This window comes from Bacillus sp. TE8-1, from assembly GCF_008368855.1.
Lineage (GTDB): Bacteria > Bacillota > Bacilli > Bacillales > Bacillaceae_G > Bacillus_A > Bacillus_A cereus.
The window spans coordinates 147,202-170,818 of the sequence record NZ_QPET01000002.1 but is presented as its reverse complement, the minus strand read 5'-3'; the positions used below and the strand labels follow the sequence as shown (position 1 = coordinate 170,818).

The window sequence follows — 23,617 nt, the reverse complement described above, 5'->3', positions numbered from 1 at the left end:
TAGCTGACTCTGTATTAAATGCAGAAAATTCACTTTATAATAAAGGTAGTGAAGTGGATCGATGGATTTGAAGTTAGGGGTGGCTAGGATGGTTGCAGAAAAGGAACGAGTGTTAATGGATTTAAAAGATGTATTTGAATATGCGTTTGACGAAATTTTTGTTACAGATGAGCAAGGGATCGTTGTACGTGTAAATAGTACATGTGAAAGGCACTACCAACTAGCTGCAGAAGAGTTAGTTGGTAAGCATGTAAAAGAACTACAAAAGGATGGAATCTTTTATCCATCAGCGACATTAGAAGTGATTGAAAAAAAGAGGCCAATTGAACTCGTTCAAACTACAAAATCAGGAGAGTATTTACACGTTCGTACAAGGCCTGTTTTTGATGATGAGGGAAATTTAAGAAGAGTGATTAGTTATTCTCGCGACCTTACTGAACTCTATCAATTACGTCAAAAGGTAGAGGAAATGGATAATCAGCTAAAAACATATAAAAAAGAATTAAGAGAAACATATGAGCATGAAGGACTTATTTTTAAAAGTCTAGCTATGCAAAAAATAGTCGATACAATCAAAAAAGTATCTGTAGTGGATAGTACTGTTCTCGTTTTAGGCGAGACTGGAGTAGGAAAAAGTCGATTAGTACGCCATTTACATGAAGTGAGTCACCGTAAGCATGAAAGTTTCTATGAAATTAATTGTGCGGCATTACCAACTAATTTAATTGAATCGGAGCTTTTTGGATATTCAGGTGGATCTTTTACAGGTGCGAATCGTGAAGGGAAAAAGGGACTATTAGAATCCGCGCATAAAGGAACTCTTTTTTTAGATGAAATCGGTGAAATGCCGCTTGAAATTCAAGCGAAGCTTTTGCAAGTATTGCAAGAAAAAACATTTCGTCCTATAGGCGGAAGAGAATTAAAAAAAGTAGATGTTCGAATTGTGGCGGCAACAAATAGAGATTTAAGCGAGATGGTGAAACAAGGAACATTTCGGAAAGATTTATACTATCGTTTGAATGTCATTCCAATTGCAATTCCCCCGCTTAGGGAAAGAACAGAAGATATTTTGCCGCTTATTTATCATTACTTGCAGCACTTTAATAAAAAGTACGGACGTGATGTGAAACTAGCGCCGAGTACGTTACAAATGTTTGTTGGATATCCGTGGGAAGGGAACAATAGAGAAATAGAGAATGTAATTGAGAGAATTGTTATTACTGTTGATGATGTTGTAACGGTAGAGGATTTGCCACTCTCTATGCAAGAGGCTGCAGTTGAACAATCGGGGCAAAGCCTTTATAAAATGCTGGAAGAGGTAGAGAGAAATATAATTCTTAAAGCGTATAAAACGTATGGATCAAGTTATAAAGTGGCTGAGTTTTTGCAAATTAGTCAATCTGCGGCTACTAGGAAAATTAAGAAGTTCATAGAGGAGGAAGAAAACATTGGATAAAAAGGCGACTTTCGTAAGTATAGATAAAAAGGCGATGTATATAAATGGTGAGTGGATTACACTACAAGAACAAATTGAAGTAAATAATCCTGCGACGAAGGAAATATTTGCAACTGTACCAAAAGGCGGAGTAACAGAGGCAAAGCAAGCTGTTGATGCTGCACATGAAGCTTTTAAAACGTGGTCTAAGTTAACGGCAGCAGATCGTGCCACGAAGTTAAAAAAGTGGTTTACGCTTATTGATGAAAATAAAGAAGAGATCGCAGCGATTATGACGAAGGAACAAGGAAAGCCGTTTGCAGAAGCGCTTGGTGAAGTAAATTATGCAAATAGTTTTGTTGAATGGTATGCAGAAGAAGGGAAACGTGTGTATGGTGAAATGATTCCTGCTTCTCATCCGAATAAGCGCATTTTAGTTACGAAGCAACCAGTTGGCGTTATGGCAGCTATTACACCTTGGAACTTCCCGGCAGCTATGATTACGAGAAAGGTAGCCCCAGCGCTTGCAGCAGGCTGTACAGCCGTTGTGAAACCGGCGAGTCAAACGCCATTAACTGCATTGAAATTAGCTGAATTAGCCCATGAAGCAGATATTCCAAAGGGCGTAATCAATATCGTAACAGGTAGTGCAAAAGCAATTGCTGATACATGGATGGAAGATAGTCGCGTTCGAAAAGTGTCCTTTACAGGGTCAACGGAAATCGGGAAAGAGTTAATGGCTAGTGCGGCGCAAACGATGAAAAAAGTTTCGCTTGAGTTAGGGGGTCACGCTCCGTTTATCGTAATGAATGATGCAGATTTAGATAAAGCAGTAGAAGCGGTGATTGGTTCGAAATTCCGTAACGCAGGACAAACGTGTATATGTACAAACCGAGTATTCGTTCAAGAAGAAGTATACGAAGTATTTGTAGAGAAGTTCGAAAAGGTAGTAGGGCAGTTGAAAGTAGGAGACGGTTTCGGTGACGGAACGACTGTCGGGCCACTTATTGATGAGAATGCAGTTTCAAAAGTACAAGAACATATTGAAGATGCTATTCAAAAAGGTGGAACAGTTTTATATGGTGGTCAAAAGGTCGCAGAGTTAGAGGGACATTTCATTCAACCGACTGTAATTGGGTTGGCAAATGATACGATGCTTTGTATGAATGAAGAAACATTTGGGCCAGTGGCACCAGTTGCGAAATTTAAAACAGTTGATGAAGTAATCGAACGTGCAAACAATACACCATACGGTTTAGCTGCGTATATTTTCACGAAAGACATTAGCCAAGCATTCCAAATTAGTGAAGCGTTAGAGTACGGTATTATCGGTCTAAACGATGGTCTTCCATCAGTTGCACAAGCACCATTTGGTGGATTTAAAGAAAGTGGTATCGGTCGTGAAGGAGGCCATTTCGGCATCGAGGAATATTTAGAAATTAAATATATTTCATTGGGACTATAAGTAGTATACTAGAATCTCTATAAGGTAACAGAGAAGGAGATTCTAGTATGGTATATTGGCTATTATTGCTTGTTACAATTATTTTTGAAGTAGCTGGAACAATTGCGATGAAACTATCAAATGGTTTAACAAAGCTCGTTCCAAGTGTACTGATTTTCGTGTTTTATGGGATTTGTTTCAGCGTGTTTGCCATCGTTGTGAAAAAGATTCATTTAAGTATTGCTTATGCTATTTGGTCTGGCGTTGGAACATTACTTATTACAATCATTAGTGTGTACTTTTTTAAAGAGCATATTAGTTTATTTCAAGCATTTTGTATTCTTTTTATTGTTTTGGGTGTCATTGGGCTTAAGGTTTCATCGGCATCATGAAAGCTATCTTTTGTAGAAGATAGCTTTTTTCTATTTGTGCAGTTAGCAATTAATACGACAAAATATGACAAGAAAGAGTAAAGCGTTTTGTTATGATACATATGAAATATTGTCTTATGTGGAGGAAAGAGTATGTTAAAAAAGGTAAGTCAAATTGTTTTAATTTTTGGCATAGCTTTTAGTTTAAGTGCTTGCACTGAGACTAAAGATAGTAATGAAAGTAAACAAGAAGATGTTCAAGATAAAGTGTATAAAATAGGGGAGACAGTAGACGTAGATGGTTTGCAAGTAACTATCGATTCAGTTAAATTAGGATATCCGGATTATGATGAGAATAAAAAGAAAGAGGAGATTTTGGGGATTATTTTCAAAGTAGAAAATAATAGTAAAAAGGAAATACCTTTTGCATTTTATGAATTTGAGATTACCGATAAGAAAGGTACAAGATTTAAAGAATATAATAACCCTGATAGCTTTATTAGTAAAAAGTTAGCACCAGATGAAAAAATTCAAGATATCATGCTATTTGACGTAGCGAAAGAAAATACGTATATCGCTACGTATAGACCGGAGTTTACGCATGAAAATAGAACGATAAAATTTGAATTGAAACCAAATAAATAAAGAAACACATTGGATTATCCAATGTGTTTCTTTATGGTAATAAATTTAAAACGCCCAGTTACCTTTACGGAAGATAGGCTCATGTCTGCCATCAGCAGTAATACCGTCAATATCAAGCTCAGCTGATCCAATCATGAAGTCGTTGTGTGTGATACTAGCGTTTGCGCCGTTTTCAGCAAGTTCTTCTTTAGACATTGTTTTTCCGCCAACTAAGTTAAATGCATAAGCATTTCCGATTGCAAGGTGGCAAGATGCATTTTCGTCAAATAGTGTATTGTAGAATAAAACATTTGTGTTTGAAATTGGTGAGTCATGAGGTACTAAAGCTACTTCTCCTAAGAAGTGAGAACCTTCATCTGTTTCTACTAAATGTTGTAAAGCTTCTTCACCAGCTTCAGCTTTATAGTCTACGATACGCCCGTTTTCAAATGTTAACGTGAAATTATCGATAATATTACCTGCAAATACTAACGGTTTTGTACTAGAAACTTGGCCGTTTACACCTGTTTTAAGTGGCATTGTAAATACTTCTTCAGTTGGAATATTAGCCATAAATGGTACGTTCTTTTCATTTAAGCTACCAGCACCAGCCCATACATGTTTTTCTGGAAGCTCGATTGTTAAATCTGTTCCAGGACCTGTATAGTGAAGAGCTTTATAATGCTTTTCGTTTAAGTAATCCACTTTTGTATGTAATGTTTCATCATGTTCTTTCCATGCTTCTACAGGATTTTCTAAATCAGCACGAGTAGCTTTGAAAATAGCATCCCATAACTTTGCTTCTTGTTCTTCTGGCGCTACGTCAGGGAATACTTTCGCAGCCCATTCTTTCGTAGGAACAGAAATGACACACCAGCTTACTTTATCTGCTTGTACGTAATCACGGTATACTTTCATTGCTTCTCCAGCTACTTTATGAGCTGTTGCAATACGCGATGCTTCTACACCTTTTAATAAATCAGGGTTTTCTGCATAGATAGACATAAATGCAGCGCCTTCTTTTGCTAATTCTTCACGAGCATGTGCTTTCCAAGATGGAAATTCAGCGAAAGCTTCTTCAGGAGCTAGATCGAACTTTAAGCGTGTTAACGTCTCATCATTCCAATCTACATATACGTGTTTTGCACCAGATTTATATGCTTTTTCTGTAACGAGGCGTACAAATTGTACAGCTTCAAGAGGTGCACTAATTGATAAAGTTTGTCCAGGTTGAATATTAACACCAACATTAACTGCAAGAGCAGCATATTTCTCTAACGTTTGTTCAAATGACATATGTATAATCTCCTTTAATTTGAAAGATTTCTTACTATATATAATACAAGAAAATTCTAAAAATATATATAAATATAAAGTAAAAAGAGAGCTCAAAATGTATTGAGCCCTTATATTTACTTAATTGAAGAAGCAAACTGCTCTACAGTCGTTGTATGGTGTATACGAACGCGCTTCATCTTTAACAATTCATCAGGTTCACCCTTCGTAATGAATTGCCCAGGCTTTGTCGTCGTCGCAAATTGATAATACTTCTTCGTTTCTGTAACAACCTTATCATCTACATGACCGAATGGATAAGCAATCGCGATAACAGGCTTACCTGTTATTTTTTCTAGTTTTTCTTTTGAACCTTTTAACTCTTCCTCATAGTTTGTAATTTTCGGTAAGTCTGCATGTGTTGCAGTATGAGATTGCACCGAGAAAATGCCGGAATCAACCATTTCTTTTATTTCAGAAGTAGACAATGCTCCTTCTACATCAACGTTATCAACAATCATATATTCTGTTGCTGCCGGTTTAAAAGTATCATCTTTTAGCTTTTGTAAAACGCGAAATGCATTCATATTATTTTTCATACCGTCATCAAATGTAACGAAAATCGGCTTATTTACTTTATTTATATCGCCCCAGCGTTCAAACGTTAAAAGCGTATAACCATTGTCTTTTAAATGTTTCATTTGTGCTTCAAAGTTAGCTGGTGATACGAATAAGTCTTTAATACCTTGACCATGATAATCATCGATTGCGTGATACATAAGAACAGGAACCTTTTGTTCGAAAGTAATAGTAGATTTCGTAAGCGGGATTGTTTTCCCATCTTCTTTCATTCCTGTTGCTTCAATTTGGAACTCACCGCGTTTTCCTTCAAATTCTTTTATGTCAAAAGGAATTGTAAATTGTTTCTCCTTTTCTTTAGAAGAAAAAGATTTAGCACGTTCCTTTCCATCAGCTGTGCGCCAAATTTTATATTGTACTTCATTTAAAGAATCTTTTAAGTCTGTAATATGAATACTTGTGTTTGTAGATTCGTGTGTGATGGGAGTATAAGAAATTTTACCTTGTTCTTGTAGAGTCTCTTTTTGTATAGCTACTTCTTGAACCTTTTTCTCTTTTTTAGGTTCTTGGCTTACATTGCTAGTATTGCAGCCTGCTAGAATGGCAGACGTACATAAAGCAATTGCTGCGTATTTTCTCATAAAAATCACCTTCTATTGTGTAGTATGTTGCATATTGACATTAAAATCCCCACCGCTATAAGAGTGGTGGGGATATACCCTTGTTCATCATATCATTTGAAGAAAATGAGGGGAATATGATTTTTAGGAGGCTATTAAGGTAATAGATTAGTGACTTTGAATAGATGTATTTTTTTGTTTCTTATTAGAATTAATAATAATATAACCGACTACAAAGATAAGAGGAATAATGAAGACATAGATAGGCATTCCCCATACATAATAGCTTTTCAGCGTTAAGACTAGTAAATGTAAGAAATCGAAAAGGGCGTGAATTTTCATAAGGTCCTCCAATGTTTTTTACAAATTATAACATTTAACGCTTATTATTTGTATAATTTGGAAAGTTATTTAAGCTAATTTTAAAGTAAGAAGAAGACATATTAATATGCAATTTTGCATAAGGATATGTATTTATATTAAAATATAAAGATTTTATACTATAATGAAAACCGCTATAAAACTAAGTAAGAATAATGTATGGAGTGAAGAATAGAAATGAAATATAAAAAAATAATATATATCTTTTTCATATCGCTATTTATAGTTGGTTGTCAAAGTGAAGTGAGTAAAGCGAATAGCGTGGAAGAGTATATTCCATCGCATCTTATGAATGCGGAAGTGACGGCGGATATTATGACACTAGAATTTCCTTATGAGATAAAAGAGAAATTAGAGAAAATAGGAAATAAAATGAGCGATAGTATTACAAATAATTTAGATTGGTATTTGAAGTATGCCGAAGAAGAAATTATACCGAAAAAACGTTTCCTTATCATCAAAACTTAGGTATTACAAAAGAAGAATATGATTTTATGATAGATAAAATGAATAATGCAGAATATGTAAATACCAAAGACGGAAAACTCTTTTTTAAACAGAAAGATCATGAAATTCAAATTCTCTCTGATGAAAATTTGAAGCTAATTAAAAATATTCGAATTGATACAGAGAAGAATATAATTAAAACTCCTTTAGGAGAATGCGAATATGAAGGTGAAATAAAGGCGTCGGATGAACAAAAAGCTACTGGTCCATGGAGTGGGAAGATGTGGACTTTAAAAAGCGATGGATTACTTTATCATTTTTCATTAGGAAAGTTAAAAAACATAAACAAATCTATCATTTACATTTCAATAAAAGGTATATATAAAGATAGGATTATCAATACAGAAGAAGCAGTTGAATTTCACTCGATTTCATAAAGAATCAAAAAAATCACCTTACTCGTTAAAGTAAGGTGATTTTTTATTAAATAAACAATCCAGCGATTGTCGCAGATAAAATAGAAGCAAGTGTTGATGCAAATAGCATTTTCCAACCAAATTTAGAAACAACGCTTCCTTGTTTTTCAGAAAGGGCACGGATTGTACCAACGATTGCACCAATTTGGCTAATACTTGCGAAGCTAATTAAGAATACTGTAACGATTCCAACTGTACGTGGAGCTAATGTTGTAGCTGTGTCTTTTAAATCAAGGATTGCTACAAACTCATTTAAAACAATCTTCGTACCCATAATACCACCAGCTGGGATAATATCTTGAGTTGGAATACCCATTAAGAATGCGAATGGAGAAAGTACGTAACCGAAGATTTGTTGTAAAGTAACAGCATGTCCCATTGCGCCTGAAGCTGCACTAATTACGTAGTTTACAACTTCCATCACACCGATAAAGGCGATCATTAATGCGGCAACGATACCAGCTACTTTTAAACCATCAAGCGCACCGTTAATCATTGCGCCGATAAAGCTGTCTCCGAATAGAGTTCTATCAAATTTCTGAATCACTTCATCTTCTTTCTTCGTATCAACTGGTGTTAATAACGAACAAACGATTAAGCTTGAGAATAAGTTTAGCGGAAGAGCTGCCAGTACGTATTTTGCATCTAACATCATTACGTATGATGCTGTAACAGAAGCAGAAACGGAGCTCATCGCAGAACAACAAATGATAAACATACGATTTTTATTGAAATGCTGTAAATCGTTTTTAATAACGATTAACGCTTCACTTGAACCGAAGAATACAGAGTTTACTGCGTGGAATGACTCAACACGTGGTAAACCAGTAATTTTTGAAATAGCACCGCCGACAACGCGAACGATGAATGGTAAAACACCTAAATAACTAAAGATTGAAAGTAGTGCTGAGAAAAATACGATAATTAATAATACGTTTAAGAAAAAGACAAAATCTCTGTGAATTCCATTAAAGAGAAAATCGACACCTGTCGTACCAAGTTTAATTAGTTTGTTGAAAACTTTACTAATGAAAATAATGATTTGTTGACCAATCTTTGTAGCAAACATAAACCAACCGATTAAAATTTGGAAACCAATCATAATTGCAATTGCACGGAAGTTGATTTTACTTTTGTTGTTTGACAAAGCAAAACATAAACCTAACACGGCAAGAATACCGATAATGCTCATTACATATTGCATGTAGTTGCCCCTTTCAGAAGTTCGTATAAAGTTTGTACATAAAACGCTCGTTATATTACTAAAAATAAAAGAATGAGGTTTTATGTCATACGTAAGATGTCTGACCTTTTAGAAAAATAAAAATAAAAAAAGACCCATATGGATTCACTTTCATCTATGAGAGAAAGCTAATCAATATGAGTCCTTTTTTGCGCATAGGCTAATATTCATTAGTTTTCCCCATAGTCCAGCAATTTAAGGTTGCCGGGTAGAAACTCTCGATCCATATTATCAAGTATATATGAGGTAACATCGTCCGTATTAAATTAGTAGTAGCGTAACATTAACAGAGAAGTATCGTCAATAGCTTTTTTTCTTCCAATAGAAAAAGACCATATAAGTATGATAAAATGTAACGCAGTGTTATGAAAAAGAGAGGTCGGAAAATGAGTACTAAAATGACGCCACCAGTTGAGAAAAACGAGTTTATAGATGTAGTATTTGAAGATTTAACACATGATGGTGCCGGTGTTGCGAAAGTAAAGGGCTATCCTATTTTCGTTAAAAACGGATTACCAGGTGAAGAAGCGCAAATTAAAATTATTAAAGTGAAGAAAAACTTCGCATTTGGCCGTTTAATGAAGCTTCATACAGAAAGTCCATATCGTAAAGATGCTGAATGCCCAGTATATAATCAGTGCGGCGGTTGTCAGCTTCAGCACTTAACTTATGAAGGACAATTACAAGCGAAAGAAAAACAAGTACGTGACGTTATGCAGCGTATCGGAGGACTAGCTGATGTTCCTGTTCATCCTGTACTTGGCATGAAGAATCCGTGGGTATACCGTAATAAAGCACAAGTACCAATCGGAGAACGTGAAGGCGGACTTGTAGCTGGTTTTTATCGCCAAGGAACGCATGACATCATTAATATGGAATCATGCTTAATTCAGGCAGAAGAAAACGATACATTAATCCAAGAAGTAAAACGTATTTGTGAAAAGCACGGTATCACTGCGTACAACGAAGAGCGTAACAAAGGAACACTTCGTCACGTAATGGCTCGTTACGGACAAGTAACAGGGGAAATTATGCTTGTCTTCATTACGCGTACAGCAGAATTGCCGAACAAAAAAGCAATCATTGAAGAAATTGCAGCGAAATTCCCAGAAGTAAAATCAATCGTTCAAAACGTAAATACGAAGCGTACAAACGTAATTTTCGGAGACAAAACGACAGTATTATACGGATCAGAATATATTTATGACTTTATCGGTGACATTAAATTTGCGATTTCAGCACGTTCATTCTATCAAGTAAATCCAGAACAAACGAAATTGCTATACGATAAAACGTTAGAATACGCAAAATTAAATGGTAACGAAACAGTAATCGATGCCTATTGCGGAATCGGATCAATCTCGTTATTCCTAGCGCAAAAAGCGAAAAAAGTGTACGGCGTTGAAATCGTCCCAGAAGCAATCGAAGACGCAAACCGAAACGCAGCACTAAACAACATGACAAACGCTGAATTTGGCGTAGGAGAAGCAGAAGTAGTCATTCCAAAATGGTACAAAGAAGGCGTAATCGCCGACACAATGGTCGTAGACCCACCGCGTAAAGGCTGTGACGAAGCATTACTAAACACAATCATCGACATGAAGCCAAACCGCGTCGTATACGTATCATGTAACCCAGCAACATTAGCACGTGATTTAAAAGTACTAGAAGAAGGCGGATATAAAACGCAGGAAGTACAACCTGTTGATATGTTCCCGCATACGACGCATGTGGAGTGTGTGGCTTGGCTTAAGTTGGTATAATAGGAAAGCAGTTGATATAGGAAAATCTATACCACCTGCTTTTTGGTTTACAAAAATACCATTCATAAGCGATTTTAGTTAAAATAAATATTGCTGATTTTCACAAATTATAAATTGAGATTTTGAAATTGTATTCATAGTGAGAGGATTTGAATTTGAAATGATAGATAATTTTTGGCGTGAATTACCACGACCATTTTTCGTACTTGCACCAATGGAAGATGTGACAGACGTTGTGTTCCGTCACGTAGTAAGTGAAGCTGGTCGCCCAGACGTATTCTTCACGGAGTTCACAAACTCGGATAGCTATTGTCATCCAGAGGGTATGAAAAGTGTACGTGGCCGTTTAATTTTTACAGAAGACGAACAGCCGATGGTGGCACATATTTGGGGAGACAATCCCGAATACTTCCGTCAAATGAGTATTGGTATGGCAGAACTAGGATTTAAAGGCATCGATATTAACATGGGTTGCCCAGTACCGAACGTTGCATCAAGAGGAAAAGGTAGTGGCCTTATTCTACGTCCAGACGTTGCGGCAGAACTTATCCAAGCAGCAAAAGCGGGCGGACTACCTGTCAGCGTAAAAACACGACTTGGCTTTAAAGAGTTAAGCGAGTGGGAAGATTGGTTAACGCACATTTTCAAACAAGATATTGCAAACCTTTCTATTCACTTACGTACAAGAGAAGAAATGAGCCAAGTAGATGCGCATTGGGAACTAATTCCGGAAATTAAAAAATTACGTGACCGTATCGCACCAAATACGTTAATAACAATCAATGGGGACATTCTTGATCGTAAAATGGGGCTGGAACTTGCTGAAAAATACGGCATTGATGGCGTAATGATCGGACGAGGCATCTTCAAAAATCCATTTGCTTTTGAAAAAGAGCCGAGAGAGCATAGCAGTAAAGAGCACCTAGATCTTTTAAGACTACAACTTGATCTTCAAGATCAATATGCAGAAGTACTGCCACGCTCAATCACAGGGCTTCACCGCTTCTTCAAAATTTATGTAAAAGGCTTCCCTGGAGCTGCTGAATTGAGAAATCAATTGATGAGTACGAAATCGACTGATGAGGTGCGTGCTTTGTTGGATAAGTTTGAGGATAGTGTTGGTGTGGCTCAGGATAGTGAGACGGTTTAACTTTTAAGCAGTTAAATCATTTCATATGTAGTGCATGACATGAGTGAGTTGAAAATAAGTGCAGAGCTGGAAAAGAACAGTGTATTTGAGAAATCAAAACACTGTTTTTTTTCTTTTAGTTAATGTTAAGAGAGAAATCTTTTTATAGGCATATAAAAAACATGTAAGAGCGCTGTAGATACAATGATAGAGAAAAGTTCGGGTAAGACTATAAAACATATCTTTAAAATGTTAAAGTATTAATTTAGCGGACAATAATTAAAAGGTTAGATTAAACATGATAATTTAAAGTAGGTTATAGCATAAACTTTAACCGCTGAATAAATAATCAACATTTCAGGAGGGAAACCCAATGGCAATGAGCAACAACGATATATTAAAAAGAGTACGATACGCTTTAGATATAAGAGATATAGATATGGTAGAAATCTTTAAACTAGGTGGCGTAGAAGTAACGAAAGAAGACGTAGTTGATATGCTTACCAAAATAAAGAGAGCTCCTCAGCATGAAGCTGAAAATGATGAGGTAGCTGAAGATGAGTACGTAAAAACATGCGATATGATGATGTTAGAGGCATTTTTAAATGGATTTATTACTTTAAAAAGAGGAAAGCAAGATCCGAAACCAGGGCAGCCTGCACCTGTACAGAGCAAGGAGAGTGCCAATAACCTTCTTCTAAAGAAAATGAAAATCGCACTATCTTTAACGAGTGAGGATGTACTTGATATATTAGATAGCGTAGGCGTTACGGTAACAAAAGGAGAGTTAGGCGCTCTATTAAGAAAGAAAGGCCATAAAAATTACAAAGAGTGCGGCGATAGATACGCAAGGAATTTCATTAAGGGATTAGGTGTAAAGTATAGAGGATAATAAGCTTGCTAAAGCAGTAAATGATATAATAGGTAGAGTAGGACGTTCGTATCCTACTCTTTTTTATTTGTAAAAATACTATGCTAGGTGATGAAATGGTACATACATATTTAGGTGAGACAATTAATTTTCATATAACTTATAAGAAGAAAAAGTCCGTGCGTCTTTTTGTGGATTCGTATGGAAATGTGGAAGTGCAAGCTCCGAAAGGAACACCTGTTGAATACTTAGTCCAGTTGCTAGAGGAAAAGTGGGATTGGATTCAGGCAACACGTAAGGAAATGCAGGAGAGAGCGCTTGGACCACAGGAAAAGGACTATGATCAAGGAGAGGGCTTTCTATATTTAGGAAGTACGTATCCGATACAGATTTCCCAAGATGCAAGCATTGAGCAAGACAATGCGATTTTTGAAGGGGATAAGTTACATATTTATGTGAAAGAGCTTAAGGATGAGAAAATACAACAAGCTTTAAAACGATTTTACTATAAGCAGTGTAAATCTTTAGTAGAGAAGAGTATTAAAGCGCATCAAAGTAATTTCAAAACAAAACCACGTTCTATTCGTATTACAGATAGTAGTCGTACTTGGGGTACTTGCGATTCGAATTTACAACTAACATTCAATTGGAAGCTAGCAATGGCACCACAGCGAGTAATTGACTATGTAGTCGTTCATGAAATGTGTCATATGGTTCATTTAAATCATGATCGCTCTTTTTGGCGTCTTGTCGGGAAGATAATGCCTGATTATAAAGAAATGGAGAATTGGTTAGCGTTATCTAGTTGGAAGATGACGGTTTAGGAAGGGATATCGATTTTTGTCTGTAAATCGATATTTCTTGTCAAATCGTTGATATATTGTGAGTTTTGATAGATATATTTTAAAAATCGTTGATATATTGTAAGTTATGATAGATATATTCGAAAAATCGTTGATATAATTTCATTTACCACAGGATTGTTCAACAAATCGAAAAGAGAAGAGGTCACAGCAGACATCTCCTCTTTTCGACCATATAGATTATCGCCCAAACTTCACAACAAAATCCCCATCCACTTTCTCCATCTCATACCCACGATACCCTTCCGAAAGCAAAGCCTGCTGTCCACTAGCATCACTCATTAGAATACTTTGAATATCCGTCCAATCGCTTTCTTTATCTCCGCGCAATTTCTTCATAAAAACATACCGCAGACTACCACCATACTTCTCCTTTAGCGCAGCAATCTCCATCCCTTGCGCAAACTTATCCTTCAAACTCGGGATGTTAAAAGGAGCAACGGTGCAGCATACATAATCATATTTGCTGTCTTCTTTTTGCAATTCGTCCATGATGACGTTTGCTAATATTTTTTGCATCCCATTTCCTCGGCAGTTCGGATGAACGTTTGAGATTTCTTGATAGATGACGCGGTGCAGTTCACTTTCTGATAGACCAATATCAAGCCCTAAATGTTCATCGTCGATAGGAGGGACGAGTAGAGCGCGAAATGCGATGAGTTCGTTTTCGATAAAAGCACCGATCATCATGCCGTTTCCTTCTAGAATGTATTGAAATTCTTCTTGTGAGAGTGGTTGTAAACGACTTTTATCTTCTAGTGCTTCAACTACGATGTTTTGTAGTGATAAAATTTGTTCGATGTGCTCTAGTGATAGTAATGTAACGTGAAATGGATTGTTATTTTGTTTTAATGTTCCTTCGTATAGAACCGTCATATGATAGTCCTCCTTTAGCGTACAACGTCTTGAAAGACGGTTAGTTCTTGTAATGTATCTTCGTTTATTTCAATGCCGAGTCCGGGCTTTTCGTTTAAGCGAATGAATGGTACATCGTAATGTAAGTTTCCAATGTCTTTTGTGAATTTTAATGGTCCTGTTAGCTCTACGCTCGTAATGATTTTCTTTGAGAAAGCGACATGGAATCCTGCGGAAGAGGCAACAGATGATTCGACCATTGATCCTACTTGGCATTCAATGCCGGCCATTTCAGCTTGATGAGCGAGCTTTACAGCTGGATATATGCCGCCGCATTTCATTAGTTTTATATTTACTTTATCAGCAGCTTCTAATTTAATAATTTGGCGCATTTCACGAGAACTTTTTAATCCTTCATCAATCATAAGCGGGAGGTCTGTTTTAGAACGAATATGAGCCATGGCATCAATATCGTCCGCGATAACAGGTTGTTCAATCCAGTCAATGTTTAAATGTCCTAATGAACGTAGTGCTGTTAATGTGTTTGCGCTATTTTTCCAGCCTTGGTTTACATCAACGCGAATAGCGATGTCATTTCCTACACGTTCTCGTACAGCTTCAATACGTTTCACATCTTCTTTTACATTTGTACCAACTTTCATTTTGAAAGATTGGTAACCTTTTTGAATCATAGAAGCAGCTTCTTCAGCCATGTTTTCTGGATCGGCAATACTTAAAACATGAGTGACAGGGAATTCTTCATGATAGCGCCCGCCAATTAATTGATATACAGGTTGATTTAGTTTTTTGCCCATTATATCAAAACAAGCAATATCAATTGCGGCTTTCGCTGTTGGAACACCGTAAATTGTATTGTCCATCATGTCGTGTATTTTTTCGATATTCATTGGATTTTTTCCGATTAGAGCAGGGGTTAGCGTATGTTTTAAAGTATGGAAAGTACTTTCCCATGATTCACCTGTGACGTGATCATCAGCAACGCCTTCACCGTAACCGATAATACCTTCATCTGTTTCCATTTTGACGATAATAGAGGGCATATCAGAATAAGAGCCATAACTAATAACAAACGGATTGCGAAGCGGTAAACGAATTGCGTAAAGATGAATAGCTGTAATTTTCATTGAATAGAGACCCCTTCCTGTTTACAATAGTTTTATACATTTGATATAGTTGACGTTAAATAGTCGTTAATTAATGATAAGGAGTTAGAGAAAATGATGATAAAAATTGCAGTTGTCGGTTCAAAGGAGTTTATGGAGAACCTTTTTCCTATTGCTCAAAAATTAGAAGGAATAGAAATTGATCCATATATTTACCTTCATCCGGCGGAATCTTCTGAACTATTAAAGTGTTTAAAGCCTTGTGATGTCATCTTTTTCTCAGGTGCTTTACCTTATTATATGGCAAAAGAAATAAGAGAACAATTACGAATTCCAAGTACATACTTACAGCAAGACGAGACAACTGTCGCATCTTCAATTCTTTCTATCATGTATCATCAAAGTATTCAACCACATAACATTTCCATCGATTTAGTAGACCGCTCGTTTATTACAAATGTGTTCCATGATATCGGTATAAAAGAAAGCCCGCAAGTGTTGGATTATGAAAATATGCTGTGGAGTAAAGATGAGATAAATAGAGTTATCGATTTTCATGTAGCTAAATATCAATCTGGAGAGGCTCATTTAGCTTTAACTAGTATTCACGCTGTTTACGACGAGCTTCAAAAAATAGGTGTTCCTTCAGAGCGTATGATTGATCCAACACAATCCATTATACATGGGCTAAAAGATGCAAAAATAAAAGCTGAGTTAGCAAAAAGCTATTCAGCTACTGTTGGTGCTTGTATTATTTCTTCCTTAGAATTACGAACGAGTTTGCTTGAAAAACTAGATGTCATTTCAAAAGAACTACGTGGTTCATTTAAACAAGTGGATGAAATGACATGCATTTTGTATACAACTCGTGGTGATATCGAATCAATTATTAAAACAAATGCGATAGATAACTTGTTTGCGAGCGTAGAAGGAACGATAGCTATTGGATTTGGTTATGGGAAAACCGTGAAAGAAGCGGAGCAAAATGCAAAAATTGCTCAAAGTTTTGCAAAGAACAATCCAATAGATCGTTGTTTTTATATACTAACAAGTGATAAAGATTTGTTTGGTCCGTTCCCGAAAAAACAGAGAGTACAAAGTTTGAAAAATGATAATCCGGAACTAATGAAAATAGCGAAGGAAACGAAGCTTAGTCCGGCCAACTTGTCAAAAATCATTCAATTTAGTCAATCGCACCCGTCATTGAAGTTTACAGCAGCTGACCTTTCTGAGTATTTACAAGTGACTCGAAGATCGACAGAAAGGTTGTTAAAGAAATTAGTTGATTACGGGTATGCTCATATTTGCGGCGAGGAAATGCCCTATCAACAAGGGCGACCTCGCGCACTATATGAACTGAATTTACCGCTATTTTTAAGCTTCTAGTTGAGCTTTTTGTTTCTTTAGCAGTTCTGCTTTTTCAATGTCTGATAGTTTTACAATTGTGAAGCCTGTTATACCATAAATGATTGAGATAATAGGTACGATGAAATTCAAAATAGCATAAGGGGCATATTCAAATGCACCTACGCCAAGTGTAGCGAGAATAAATACACCGCACGTATTCCAAGGAACGAAGACAGAAGTTAATGTTCCGCCATCTTCTAATGCTCTGGATAAGTTTTTTGAATGTAGTCCTTTTTCTGTGTATGCATTTGCGTACATTCTTGAAGGGACAACAATTGAAATATATTGTTCAGAGCAAGTAAGGTTTGTTGCAAAACAAGATGCGATAGTAGAAGCGATAAGCCCTTTTGCTGATTTCGCTAACTTTAAAATCTGATTTACAATTGAGCGAAGAATACCTGTATGTTCTAATACTCCTCCGAAAGTCATAGCGACAATTGTCATCGAGACTGTATTCATCATCGAATCTAAGCCACCGCGGTTAAATAGTTCGTCTACTAGCTTGTTTCCAGTGTCTATAACAAATCCAGCTTGGAGTGCACCGACAGATGCTGAGACAGAACCACCTTGAATAAAGACTTGTGATAAAAATCCTAAAATAATACCGACGAGAATCGCTGGTATAGCAGGGACCTTTTTAGCGACCAATACCATAACGACTACGGGTATAATGAGTAGGAAAGGTGAGATAACAAAGTTTTGTTGCAATACTTGTAACGTTTGATCGATGCTCTTCGCATCAATATTGTTAGCGCCGAAGCTTCTTCCTAAGACCGCGTAGACGATAAGAGTAATAATTAAACCTGGAACTGTAGTAAATAACATATGACGAATGTGTGCGAATAAATCTGTATTTGTTAATCCTGCGGCTAAGTTAGTTGTGTCTGAAAGCGGTGACATTTTATCGCCAAAATAAGAGCCTGAAATAATGGCACCAGCAACCATTGGAGCTGGAATTCCCATACTTAGGCCAATTCCCATTCCAGCAACACCAATTGTGCCCATTGTAGACCAAGAGCTACCAATTGCTAATGCTACGATAGAACAAATGACGGTAATGGAAACTAAAAATAGTGATGGAGTTAAAAGTTTTAAACCGTAATAAATCATCGTTGCGACGATTCCACCGCCAATCCAAGCACCAATTGTTAAGCCAACAAGAATAATAATGACGATAGCAGGTAATGCAAGACGAATCCCTTTATACATTGCTTCTTCAAGATCATTCCATTTGTAACCGTAACGCCAAGCGACAATAGAAGCAACGGTTGTACCAATAATAAGTGGAACGTGAGGGGTTTGTTTTAATACAACAATTGTAACCATCATAACTGCAACGGTAATGATAATAGGGATAATCGCTATTCCAAAAGGTATTTCTTTTTTCATAAAGTTCCTCCTTGTTACGTATGTTTGTTTGTATTTTTAGAATTGTCGTAAAATAGACGTTTATTAGGTTATGATAACTAAAAGTTTATGTAAGCGTCAACATAAAAAACAGAAAATAAGGAATGTTCTAGTTGTTTGTTTAGTTTGTAATATAAGTGCAGAGTAAGCTTTTTAAGTATTTAAAAATAAATAATTGACTTTTTTCTTAAAATTCAATATGTTCATAAAAACATCTGTTTTTCATAAGTATAATTAACCCGAATCGTTTGTAATGTGGGAAGGAGACTGGAACGTTGAAAACATTAGAACTACAAGAGCGCTTAACGGAGATTTTTCAGCATTTACACGAAAACCCTGAAGTAAGTTGGAAAGAATATGAAACGACAGCGTATATTACTGACTTTTTAAAAGAAGAAGGAATTTCATATAGAACATTTGATGATTGTCCAGGTGTAATTGCTGAGATTGGAGGCGGGAATCCAGTTATTGCGATTCGTGCTGATATGGATGCACTTTGGCAAGAAGTAAATGGAGAATTTAAAGCGAACCATTCATGTGGCCATGATGCTCATATGACCATTGTAATGGGACTTATTTTACAATTGAAAAATATGAGATGGAAAAGTGGTACGGTTAGATTTATTTTTCAGCCAGCAGAAGAGAAGGGGAATGGTGCTTTGAAGATGGTGGAGAAAGGTGCTGTAGATGATGCTGATTTCTTATTTGGCGTCCATCTAAGACCAATTGAAGAACTATCTTTGAAACAAGCAGCCCCATCTATTCGTCATGGAGCAGCAGGATTTTTAGAGGGTATGATTCATGGGGAGGATGCACACGGGGCAAGACCACATCAAGGTGTGAATGCAATTGATGTCATTTCCATGATTAATATCGGTTTGAAAAATATTTGGCTGCCACCGCAAAGTTCTTATTCAGTAAAAATGACGAGATGCCAAGCTGGTGGTGATAATTTAAATATTATTCCGGGAAATGGTCATTTCAGTTTAGATGTAAGAGCAGAGAGTAATATACTATTAGAAGAATTAAAGAAAAAGATTGAGCATGTAATAGAATCAGCTGCATCGATGGGATCAAAAACTTCATACGAATGGATGGATCTTGCACCAGGAGCAGAGGTTTCCGAAGAAGCAGAGCGCTTTATGCGTAAAGGTATTCTCGAAGTGTATGGGGAAGAGAGATGCACAGGGCCTCTCTATACGACAGGAAGCGATGATTTCCATTACTATACAGTGAAAAGACCACATTTAAAAGCTGTCATGCTTGGACTAGGAGCAGACCTACAACCTGGATTACACCATCCGTATATGAGGTTTGACCATAGTTGTATTATGGATGGGGTAGAAATATTGAAACAAACTATATTGAAAGTGTTAGAAGACAGGGGCTAGAGAGCTCCTGTTTTTTTGTCGTGAATTGTCGGCAAATCGATATATTTGAAAAACCGTTGATATATTTTGAGTTATGATAGATATATTGAGAAAATCGTTGATATATTTGAAGTTACGATAGATATATTAAGAAAATCGTTAATATAATTTCACGTACCTATTAATTTGATGAAAAATGAGCCTCCAGTACATGGTGTATAATAATAAGTACCATTTTTTAATAGGAGAAAACGAATGAACGAACAATATTACGATGCAGTTTTACATATAAAAACAGTCGGTGAGCAAAAAGGGTTTAACAAGTCTATGCATTATCATCGCTATGAACCGACACCGTATAGCGGGTTAGATGAGTTATTGAATCAATATGAAATACGAAGTAGCGACCGAATTGTAGACTTTGGGTGCGGAAAAGGGCGGTTAAACTTTTATATGCACCATAAGTGTAGTGCTTCAGCGGTTGGAATTGAAATGAATGAAGAGTTTTATAAAGAAGCGATGGATAATCTTAATCGTTATGCCCGAAAGGTAAGAAACAGTAAAGACAAAATTCGATTTGAATGTTGTTTAGCGCAGGAATATGAGATTGATCCACATGATAATAGGTTTTATTTCTTTAATCCGTTTTCTGTGCAAGTGTTTATGAATGTAGTAAATAACATTTTGCTTTCAGTAGAAGAAACGGGGAGAGAAGTAGATATTATTTTATATTATCCTTCTGAGGACTATATTTTCTTCTTAGAAAATCAGACTGCGTTTGAGCTGAAGAAAGAAGTTAGATTGTCAGGTGCTTATGAGAAGAATGGGAATGAGAGGTTTTTAGTGTATAGATTGGAGTGTTAATGTATGGGGGCTTGGGGAGTAGCAATATTATCAGACGATATTGCTGAGGATATTAAGTTACTGTATAAGGATTTGTTAGCAAATGAATATTCAAATGAGGAAGCAAGTAAGATTGTAATTGAGGAATACAAGAATGAATTAGATGATGAAGAGACTATTGGTTTTTGGTTGGTATTTTCTTCCATACAATGGAAGTTAGGGAGACTTCAAGAGAATGTTAAGCAGGAGGCATTGCAAATAATAGAAAGTGGTGCAGATTTAGCCCGTTGGGAAGAAGAACCTAAATTACAGAAGAAACGTGAAGTAGTTTTAAATAAACTAAGAGAGCAGTTACATTCTCGGCAGCCAGAAGCTAAAAAAGTGCCGAAAAGATTTATAGCTAATACTTCTTTAAAAGCAGGTGATGCTGTTAGTTATGAATTAGCATCAGGGAGTTATATTATTCTTAAAGTCATTGAGATTATTGAGGAATGGCACGGAGATCGGTATCCTCTATTTGAAATATGTGACTGGGAAGGCAAAGAAGTTCCTTCAAAGGAACAAATTAACCAATTCGGTTTAAAGAAAAGGATTTATGAAGATGGAAAGCAAGAAATGATGAAACTTGCTATTTATCCTTCAGGAAAAAGAGATAATCCAACTAAGAGAATGCAAGTAGTAGCAGAAAATGTAAAGGTAGTATTGAATGTAGGAACACCTTATACAGTAATGAGTTGGAAGGAACTTGATAACTATTTACATGAAATATAATAAAAAAGACGCGCTACCTATTGGTAGCGCGTCTTTTTTATTAGTTACGGATTAAGTAATCAAATGCACCTAAAGCTGCGTTTGCACCTGAACCCATAGAGATGATGATTTGTTTGTACGGATTATTTGTACAGTCACCTGCAGCAAACACTCCTGGTACGTTTGTAGCGCCGTGCTTGTCTGTTACGATTTCACCGCGAACGCGTTCAACTGTTTCGCCTAACCAGTCTGTGTTTGGCACAAGACCGATTTGTACGAATACACCTTGTAATTCAACGTGATGAACTTCTTCAGTTTCACGATCGATGTAAGAAATACCGTTTACTTTATCAGTACCAGTGATTTCTTTCGTTTGAACGTTTTTCAGAACAGTTACGTTTGGTAAGCTGTTAAGACGCTCTTGTAATACAGCATCAGCTTTTAATTCTGGCATGAATTCAAGAACAGTTACGTGCTTAACGATACCTGCTAAGTCGATAGCTGCTTCAATACCAGAGTTACCTCCGCCGATAACTGCTACGTCTTTTCCAGTGAATAATGGACCGTCACAGTGTGGGCAATATGCTACACCTTTATTTTTGAACTCAGCTTCACCTGGTACGCCAACATTACGCCAGCGAGCACCTGTAGAAACGATTACGCTCTTACTTTTCAGAATAGCGCCGTTTTCAAGTTCCACTTCAATAAGTTCTTTTTTCTCTAAACGTTTCGCACGTTGTAGATTCATTACATCGATGTCGTATTCTTTTACGTGCTCTTCAAGGCTTGCTACTAGCTTAGGACCTTCAGTCTTTTTCACGCTGATGAAGTTCTCAATGCCCATAGTATCCATTACTTGACCACCGAAGCGCTCAGCAACGATACCAGTGCGGATGCCTTTACGTGCTGCGTAAATTGCTGCACTTGCACCAGCAGGGCCGCCACCAACAACAAGAACATCGTATGGATCTTTATCAGAAAGCTCTGATGCATCTGGACCGTTACCCATTTTAGCTAAAATTTCTTCAAGTGTCATACGACCGCTTCCGAAAGATTCGCCGTTTAGGTAAACAGTTGGTACTGCCATGATGTCTTTGCTTTCTACTTCCTCTTTGAATGCAGCGCCATCAATCATAGTATGTGTAATACCAGGGTTAAGAACGCTCATTACGTTAAGAGCTTGTACAACATCAGGACAGTTATGACAACTTAGGCTGATATAAGATTCAAAATGATATTCGCCTTGAATGTTTTTAATTTGATCGATTAATTTTTGTTCAACTTTTGGAGCGCGTCCACTTACTTGTAGTAAAGCTAACACTAATGATGTAAATTCGTGTCCTAATGGAATACCAGCGAATACGACACCAGTGTCTTCACCAGGGCGGTTTACGCTAAAGCTTGGTGTTCTCTCTAATTCAACTTTTTCTACTGTAATCTTAGATGACATAGTAGCTAATTCGTCTACTAGAGCTAACATATCTTTAGATACGTTATCGTCTCCTGCGCTTACCTTAAGTAAAATATCGTTCTCCATTAATTGAAGGTATTGGGATAGTTGTGTTTTTATATCTGCATCTAGTATCATTTTGATCGAACTCCTTAGATTTTGCCTACAAGGTCAAGGCTTGGTTTAAGTGTTGCAGAACCCTCTTGCCATTTAGCTGGGCAAACTTCACCTGGGTTGTTACGTACGTATTGAGCAGCTTTAATTTTGTTAACAAGAATGCTTGCGTCACGGCCGATACCGTCAGCATTTATTTCCATAGATTGGATAATGCCGTCTGGATCGATGATGAATGTACCACGAGCAGCAAGACCTTCTTCTTCCATTAAAACGTTGAAGTTTGTAGTGATTGTGCGAGTTGGGTCACCAATCATGATGTACTCGATTTTGCCGATAGTTTCTGAGCTATCATGCCATGCTTTGTGAGTGAAGTGAGTGTCTGTAGATACAGAGTATACTTCAACGCCTAAGTCTTTTAGAGTTGCGTATTGGTTTTGTAAGTCTTCAAGTTCAGTTGGGCAAACGAATGTGAAGTCAGCTGGGTAGAAACAAACTACACTCCATTTTCCTTTTAAACTTTCGTCAGTAACTTGGATAAATTCTCCATTATGGTAAGCATTAGCTTTAAACGGTTTTACTTCTGTGCCGATTAATAACATATTAAAATTCCTCCTAAATGTTGGTTTTGAGCATCAAAAAATAGTGTGCTCATAAAATATATTTTTTAATTAACTATAATAATTCTAATTCGATATTAATTATCATATAGAAGTGGTTATTTTGTCAAGAGAATAAACCAACTTTATACCGATTTAATTAATATTTATTCTCAA

At 36.6% G+C, this 23,617-nt stretch carries 21 protein-coding genes, 1 pseudogene and 1 riboswitch; of the genes and pseudogenes, 13 read left to right on the top strand and 9 right to left on the bottom strand.

What is annotated here, in order from left to right; genetic code table 11:
• Window positions 1–88: 88 nt before the first annotated feature.
• The 4 genes from DN404_RS02175 (at window position 89) to DN404_RS02160 (ending at window position 3,895) form a co-directional block, all read left to right on the top strand.
• Complete coding sequence (locus tag DN404_RS02175; RefSeq protein ID WP_000225136.1) at window positions 89–1,456, top strand: sigma-54 interaction domain-containing protein; 1,368 nt, start codon at window positions 89–91, stop codon at window positions 1,454–1,456.
• Window positions 1,449–2,900, top strand: a complete 1,452-nt coding sequence (gene gabD / locus DN404_RS02170; RefSeq protein WP_149214686.1) for an NADP-dependent succinate-semialdehyde dehydrogenase — start codon at window positions 1,449–1,451, stop codon at window positions 2,898–2,900. The genes DN404_RS02175 and gabD overlap by 8 nt, the downstream gene beginning before the upstream one ends.
• 47 nt (window positions 2,901–2,947) lie before the next feature.
• Window positions 2,948–3,271 carry a DMT family transporter gene (locus DN404_RS02165; protein WP_000263262.1) on the top strand — a complete coding sequence of 108 codons (324 nt, stop codon included), beginning with the start codon at window positions 2,948–2,950 and terminating at the stop codon, window positions 3,269–3,271.
• A 132-nt stretch (window positions 3,272–3,403) separates the two neighbouring features.
• On the top strand, window positions 3,404–3,895 hold the full coding sequence (locus DN404_RS02160; protein WP_000915109.1) for a DUF4352 domain-containing protein: 492 nt from the start codon (window positions 3,404–3,406) through the stop codon (window positions 3,893–3,895).
• A gap of 45 nt (window positions 3,896–3,940) precedes the next feature.
• Here the strand turns inward: DN404_RS02160 and DN404_RS02155 are convergent, their stop codons facing one another.
• The 3 genes from DN404_RS02155 to DN404_RS30415 all read right to left on the bottom strand — a co-directional run bounded on the left by DN404_RS02155 (window position 3,941) and on the right by DN404_RS30415 (window position 6,690).
• Complete coding sequence (locus DN404_RS02155; protein WP_063245439.1) at window positions 3,941–5,170, bottom strand: aminopeptidase; 1,230 nt, start codon at window positions 5,168–5,170, stop codon at window positions 3,941–3,943.
• A gap of 116 nt (window positions 5,171–5,286) precedes the next feature.
• Window positions 5,287–6,369: a polysaccharide deacetylase family protein gene (locus tag DN404_RS02150; RefSeq protein ID WP_001233735.1), complete on the bottom strand. Its 1,083-nt coding sequence runs from the start codon at window positions 6,367–6,369 to the stop codon at window positions 5,287–5,289.
• Between the two features lie 147 nt (window positions 6,370–6,516).
• On the bottom strand, window positions 6,517–6,690 hold the full coding sequence (locus DN404_RS30415; RefSeq protein ID WP_000690673.1) for a hypothetical protein: 174 nt from the start codon (window positions 6,688–6,690) through the stop codon (window positions 6,517–6,519).
• A gap of 216 nt (window positions 6,691–6,906) precedes the next feature.
• On the opposite strand from DN404_RS30415, the pseudogene DN404_RS02145 reads away from it, so the two are divergent.
• Window positions 6,907–7,613 (top strand): annotated as a pseudogene (locus DN404_RS02145) (hypothetical protein).
• A 46-nt stretch (window positions 7,614–7,659) separates the two neighbouring features.
• Here the strand turns inward: DN404_RS02145 and DN404_RS02140 are convergent.
• The gene (locus DN404_RS02140; protein ID WP_001200491.1) at window positions 7,660–8,856 is read right to left on the bottom strand and encodes a NupC/NupG family nucleoside CNT transporter; all 1,197 of its coding nucleotides are present in this window, start codon (window positions 8,854–8,856) and stop codon (window positions 7,660–7,662) included.
• Between the two features lie 202 nt (window positions 8,857–9,058).
• Window positions 9,059–9,160, bottom strand: a riboswitch (purine riboswitch).
• Window positions 9,161–9,281: 121 nt separating this feature from the next.
• Between DN404_RS02140 and rlmD the strand changes: the two genes are divergently transcribed.
• From rlmD to DN404_RS02120, 4 genes are all read left to right on the top strand, one after another.
• Window positions 9,282–10,658, top strand: coding sequence for a 23S rRNA (uracil(1939)-C(5))-methyltransferase RlmD (gene rlmD, locus DN404_RS02135; protein ID WP_149214685.1), 1,377 nt, complete (start codon window positions 9,282–9,284; stop codon window positions 10,656–10,658).
• 160 nt (window positions 10,659–10,818) lie between these two features.
• On the top strand, window positions 10,819–11,808 hold the full coding sequence (locus DN404_RS02130) for a tRNA dihydrouridine synthase (RefSeq protein ID WP_000566708.1): 990 nt from the start codon (window positions 10,819–10,821) through the stop codon (window positions 11,806–11,808).
• Window positions 11,809–12,160: 352 nt separating this feature from the next.
• A complete protein-coding gene (locus tag DN404_RS02125; RefSeq protein ID WP_025710048.1) occupies window positions 12,161–12,679 on the top strand; it encodes a YehS family protein in 519 nt (172 codons plus the stop codon).
• Window positions 12,680–12,774: 95 nt separating this feature from the next.
• Window positions 12,775–13,482, top strand: a complete 708-nt coding sequence (locus DN404_RS02120; RefSeq protein ID WP_000233742.1) for a M48 family metallopeptidase — start codon at window positions 12,775–12,777, stop codon at window positions 13,480–13,482.
• 219 nt (window positions 13,483–13,701) lie between these two features.
• Here DN404_RS02120 and DN404_RS02110 read toward each other — a convergent pair whose 3' ends face one another.
• On the bottom strand, window positions 13,702–14,397 hold the full coding sequence (locus DN404_RS02110) for a GNAT family N-acetyltransferase (RefSeq protein WP_149214684.1): 696 nt from the start codon (window positions 14,395–14,397) through the stop codon (window positions 13,702–13,704).
• A gap of 14 nt (window positions 14,398–14,411) precedes the next feature.
• Window positions 14,412–15,521 carry a mandelate racemase/muconate lactonizing enzyme family protein gene (locus DN404_RS02105; RefSeq protein WP_149214683.1) on the bottom strand — a complete coding sequence of 370 codons (1,110 nt, stop codon included), beginning with the start codon at window positions 15,519–15,521 and terminating at the stop codon, window positions 14,412–14,414.
• Between the two features lie 93 nt (window positions 15,522–15,614).
• Here DN404_RS02105 and DN404_RS02100 point away from each other — a divergent pair, with 93 nt between their 5' ends.
• Window positions 15,615–16,886 carry a transcriptional regulator gene (locus DN404_RS02100; RefSeq protein ID WP_149214682.1) on the top strand — a complete coding sequence of 424 codons (1,272 nt, stop codon included), beginning with the start codon at window positions 15,615–15,617 and terminating at the stop codon, window positions 16,884–16,886.
• Here the strand turns inward: DN404_RS02100 and nhaC are convergent.
• A complete protein-coding gene (gene nhaC / locus DN404_RS02095; protein ID WP_000711525.1) occupies window positions 16,875–18,296 on the bottom strand; it encodes a Na+/H+ antiporter NhaC in 1,422 nt (473 codons plus the stop codon). The two genes, DN404_RS02100 and nhaC, sit on opposite strands and share 12 nt — an antisense overlap.
• Window positions 18,297–18,589: 293 nt before the next feature.
• Between nhaC and DN404_RS02090 the strand changes: the two genes are divergently transcribed.
• From DN404_RS02090 to DN404_RS02080, 3 genes are all read left to right on the top strand, one after another.
• Window positions 18,590–19,705, top strand: coding sequence for a M20 peptidase aminoacylase family protein (locus DN404_RS02090; protein WP_044307360.1), 1,116 nt, complete (start codon window positions 18,590–18,592; stop codon window positions 19,703–19,705).
• Between the two features lie 234 nt (window positions 19,706–19,939).
• Window positions 19,940–20,548 (top strand): SAM-dependent methyltransferase, encoded by a 609-nt coding sequence (locus tag DN404_RS02085; RefSeq protein WP_149214681.1) that lies wholly within the window; start codon window positions 19,940–19,942, stop codon window positions 20,546–20,548.
• A 3-nt stretch (window positions 20,549–20,551) separates the two neighbouring features.
• Window positions 20,552–21,298: a hypothetical protein gene (locus DN404_RS02080; protein WP_149214680.1), complete on the top strand. Its 747-nt coding sequence runs from the start codon at window positions 20,552–20,554 to the stop codon at window positions 21,296–21,298.
• 40 nt (window positions 21,299–21,338) lie between these two features.
• Here DN404_RS02080 and ahpF read toward each other — a convergent pair whose 3' ends face one another.
• A complete protein-coding gene (ahpF, locus tag DN404_RS02075) occupies window positions 21,339–22,865 on the bottom strand; it encodes an alkyl hydroperoxide reductase subunit F (RefSeq protein WP_000599501.1) in 1,527 nt (508 codons plus the stop codon).
• Between the two features lie 14 nt (window positions 22,866–22,879).
• Complete coding sequence (gene ahpC, locus DN404_RS02070; RefSeq protein WP_000924419.1) at window positions 22,880–23,443, bottom strand: alkyl hydroperoxide reductase subunit C; 564 nt, start codon at window positions 23,441–23,443, stop codon at window positions 22,880–22,882.
• Window positions 23,444–23,617: the final 174 nt, after the last annotated feature.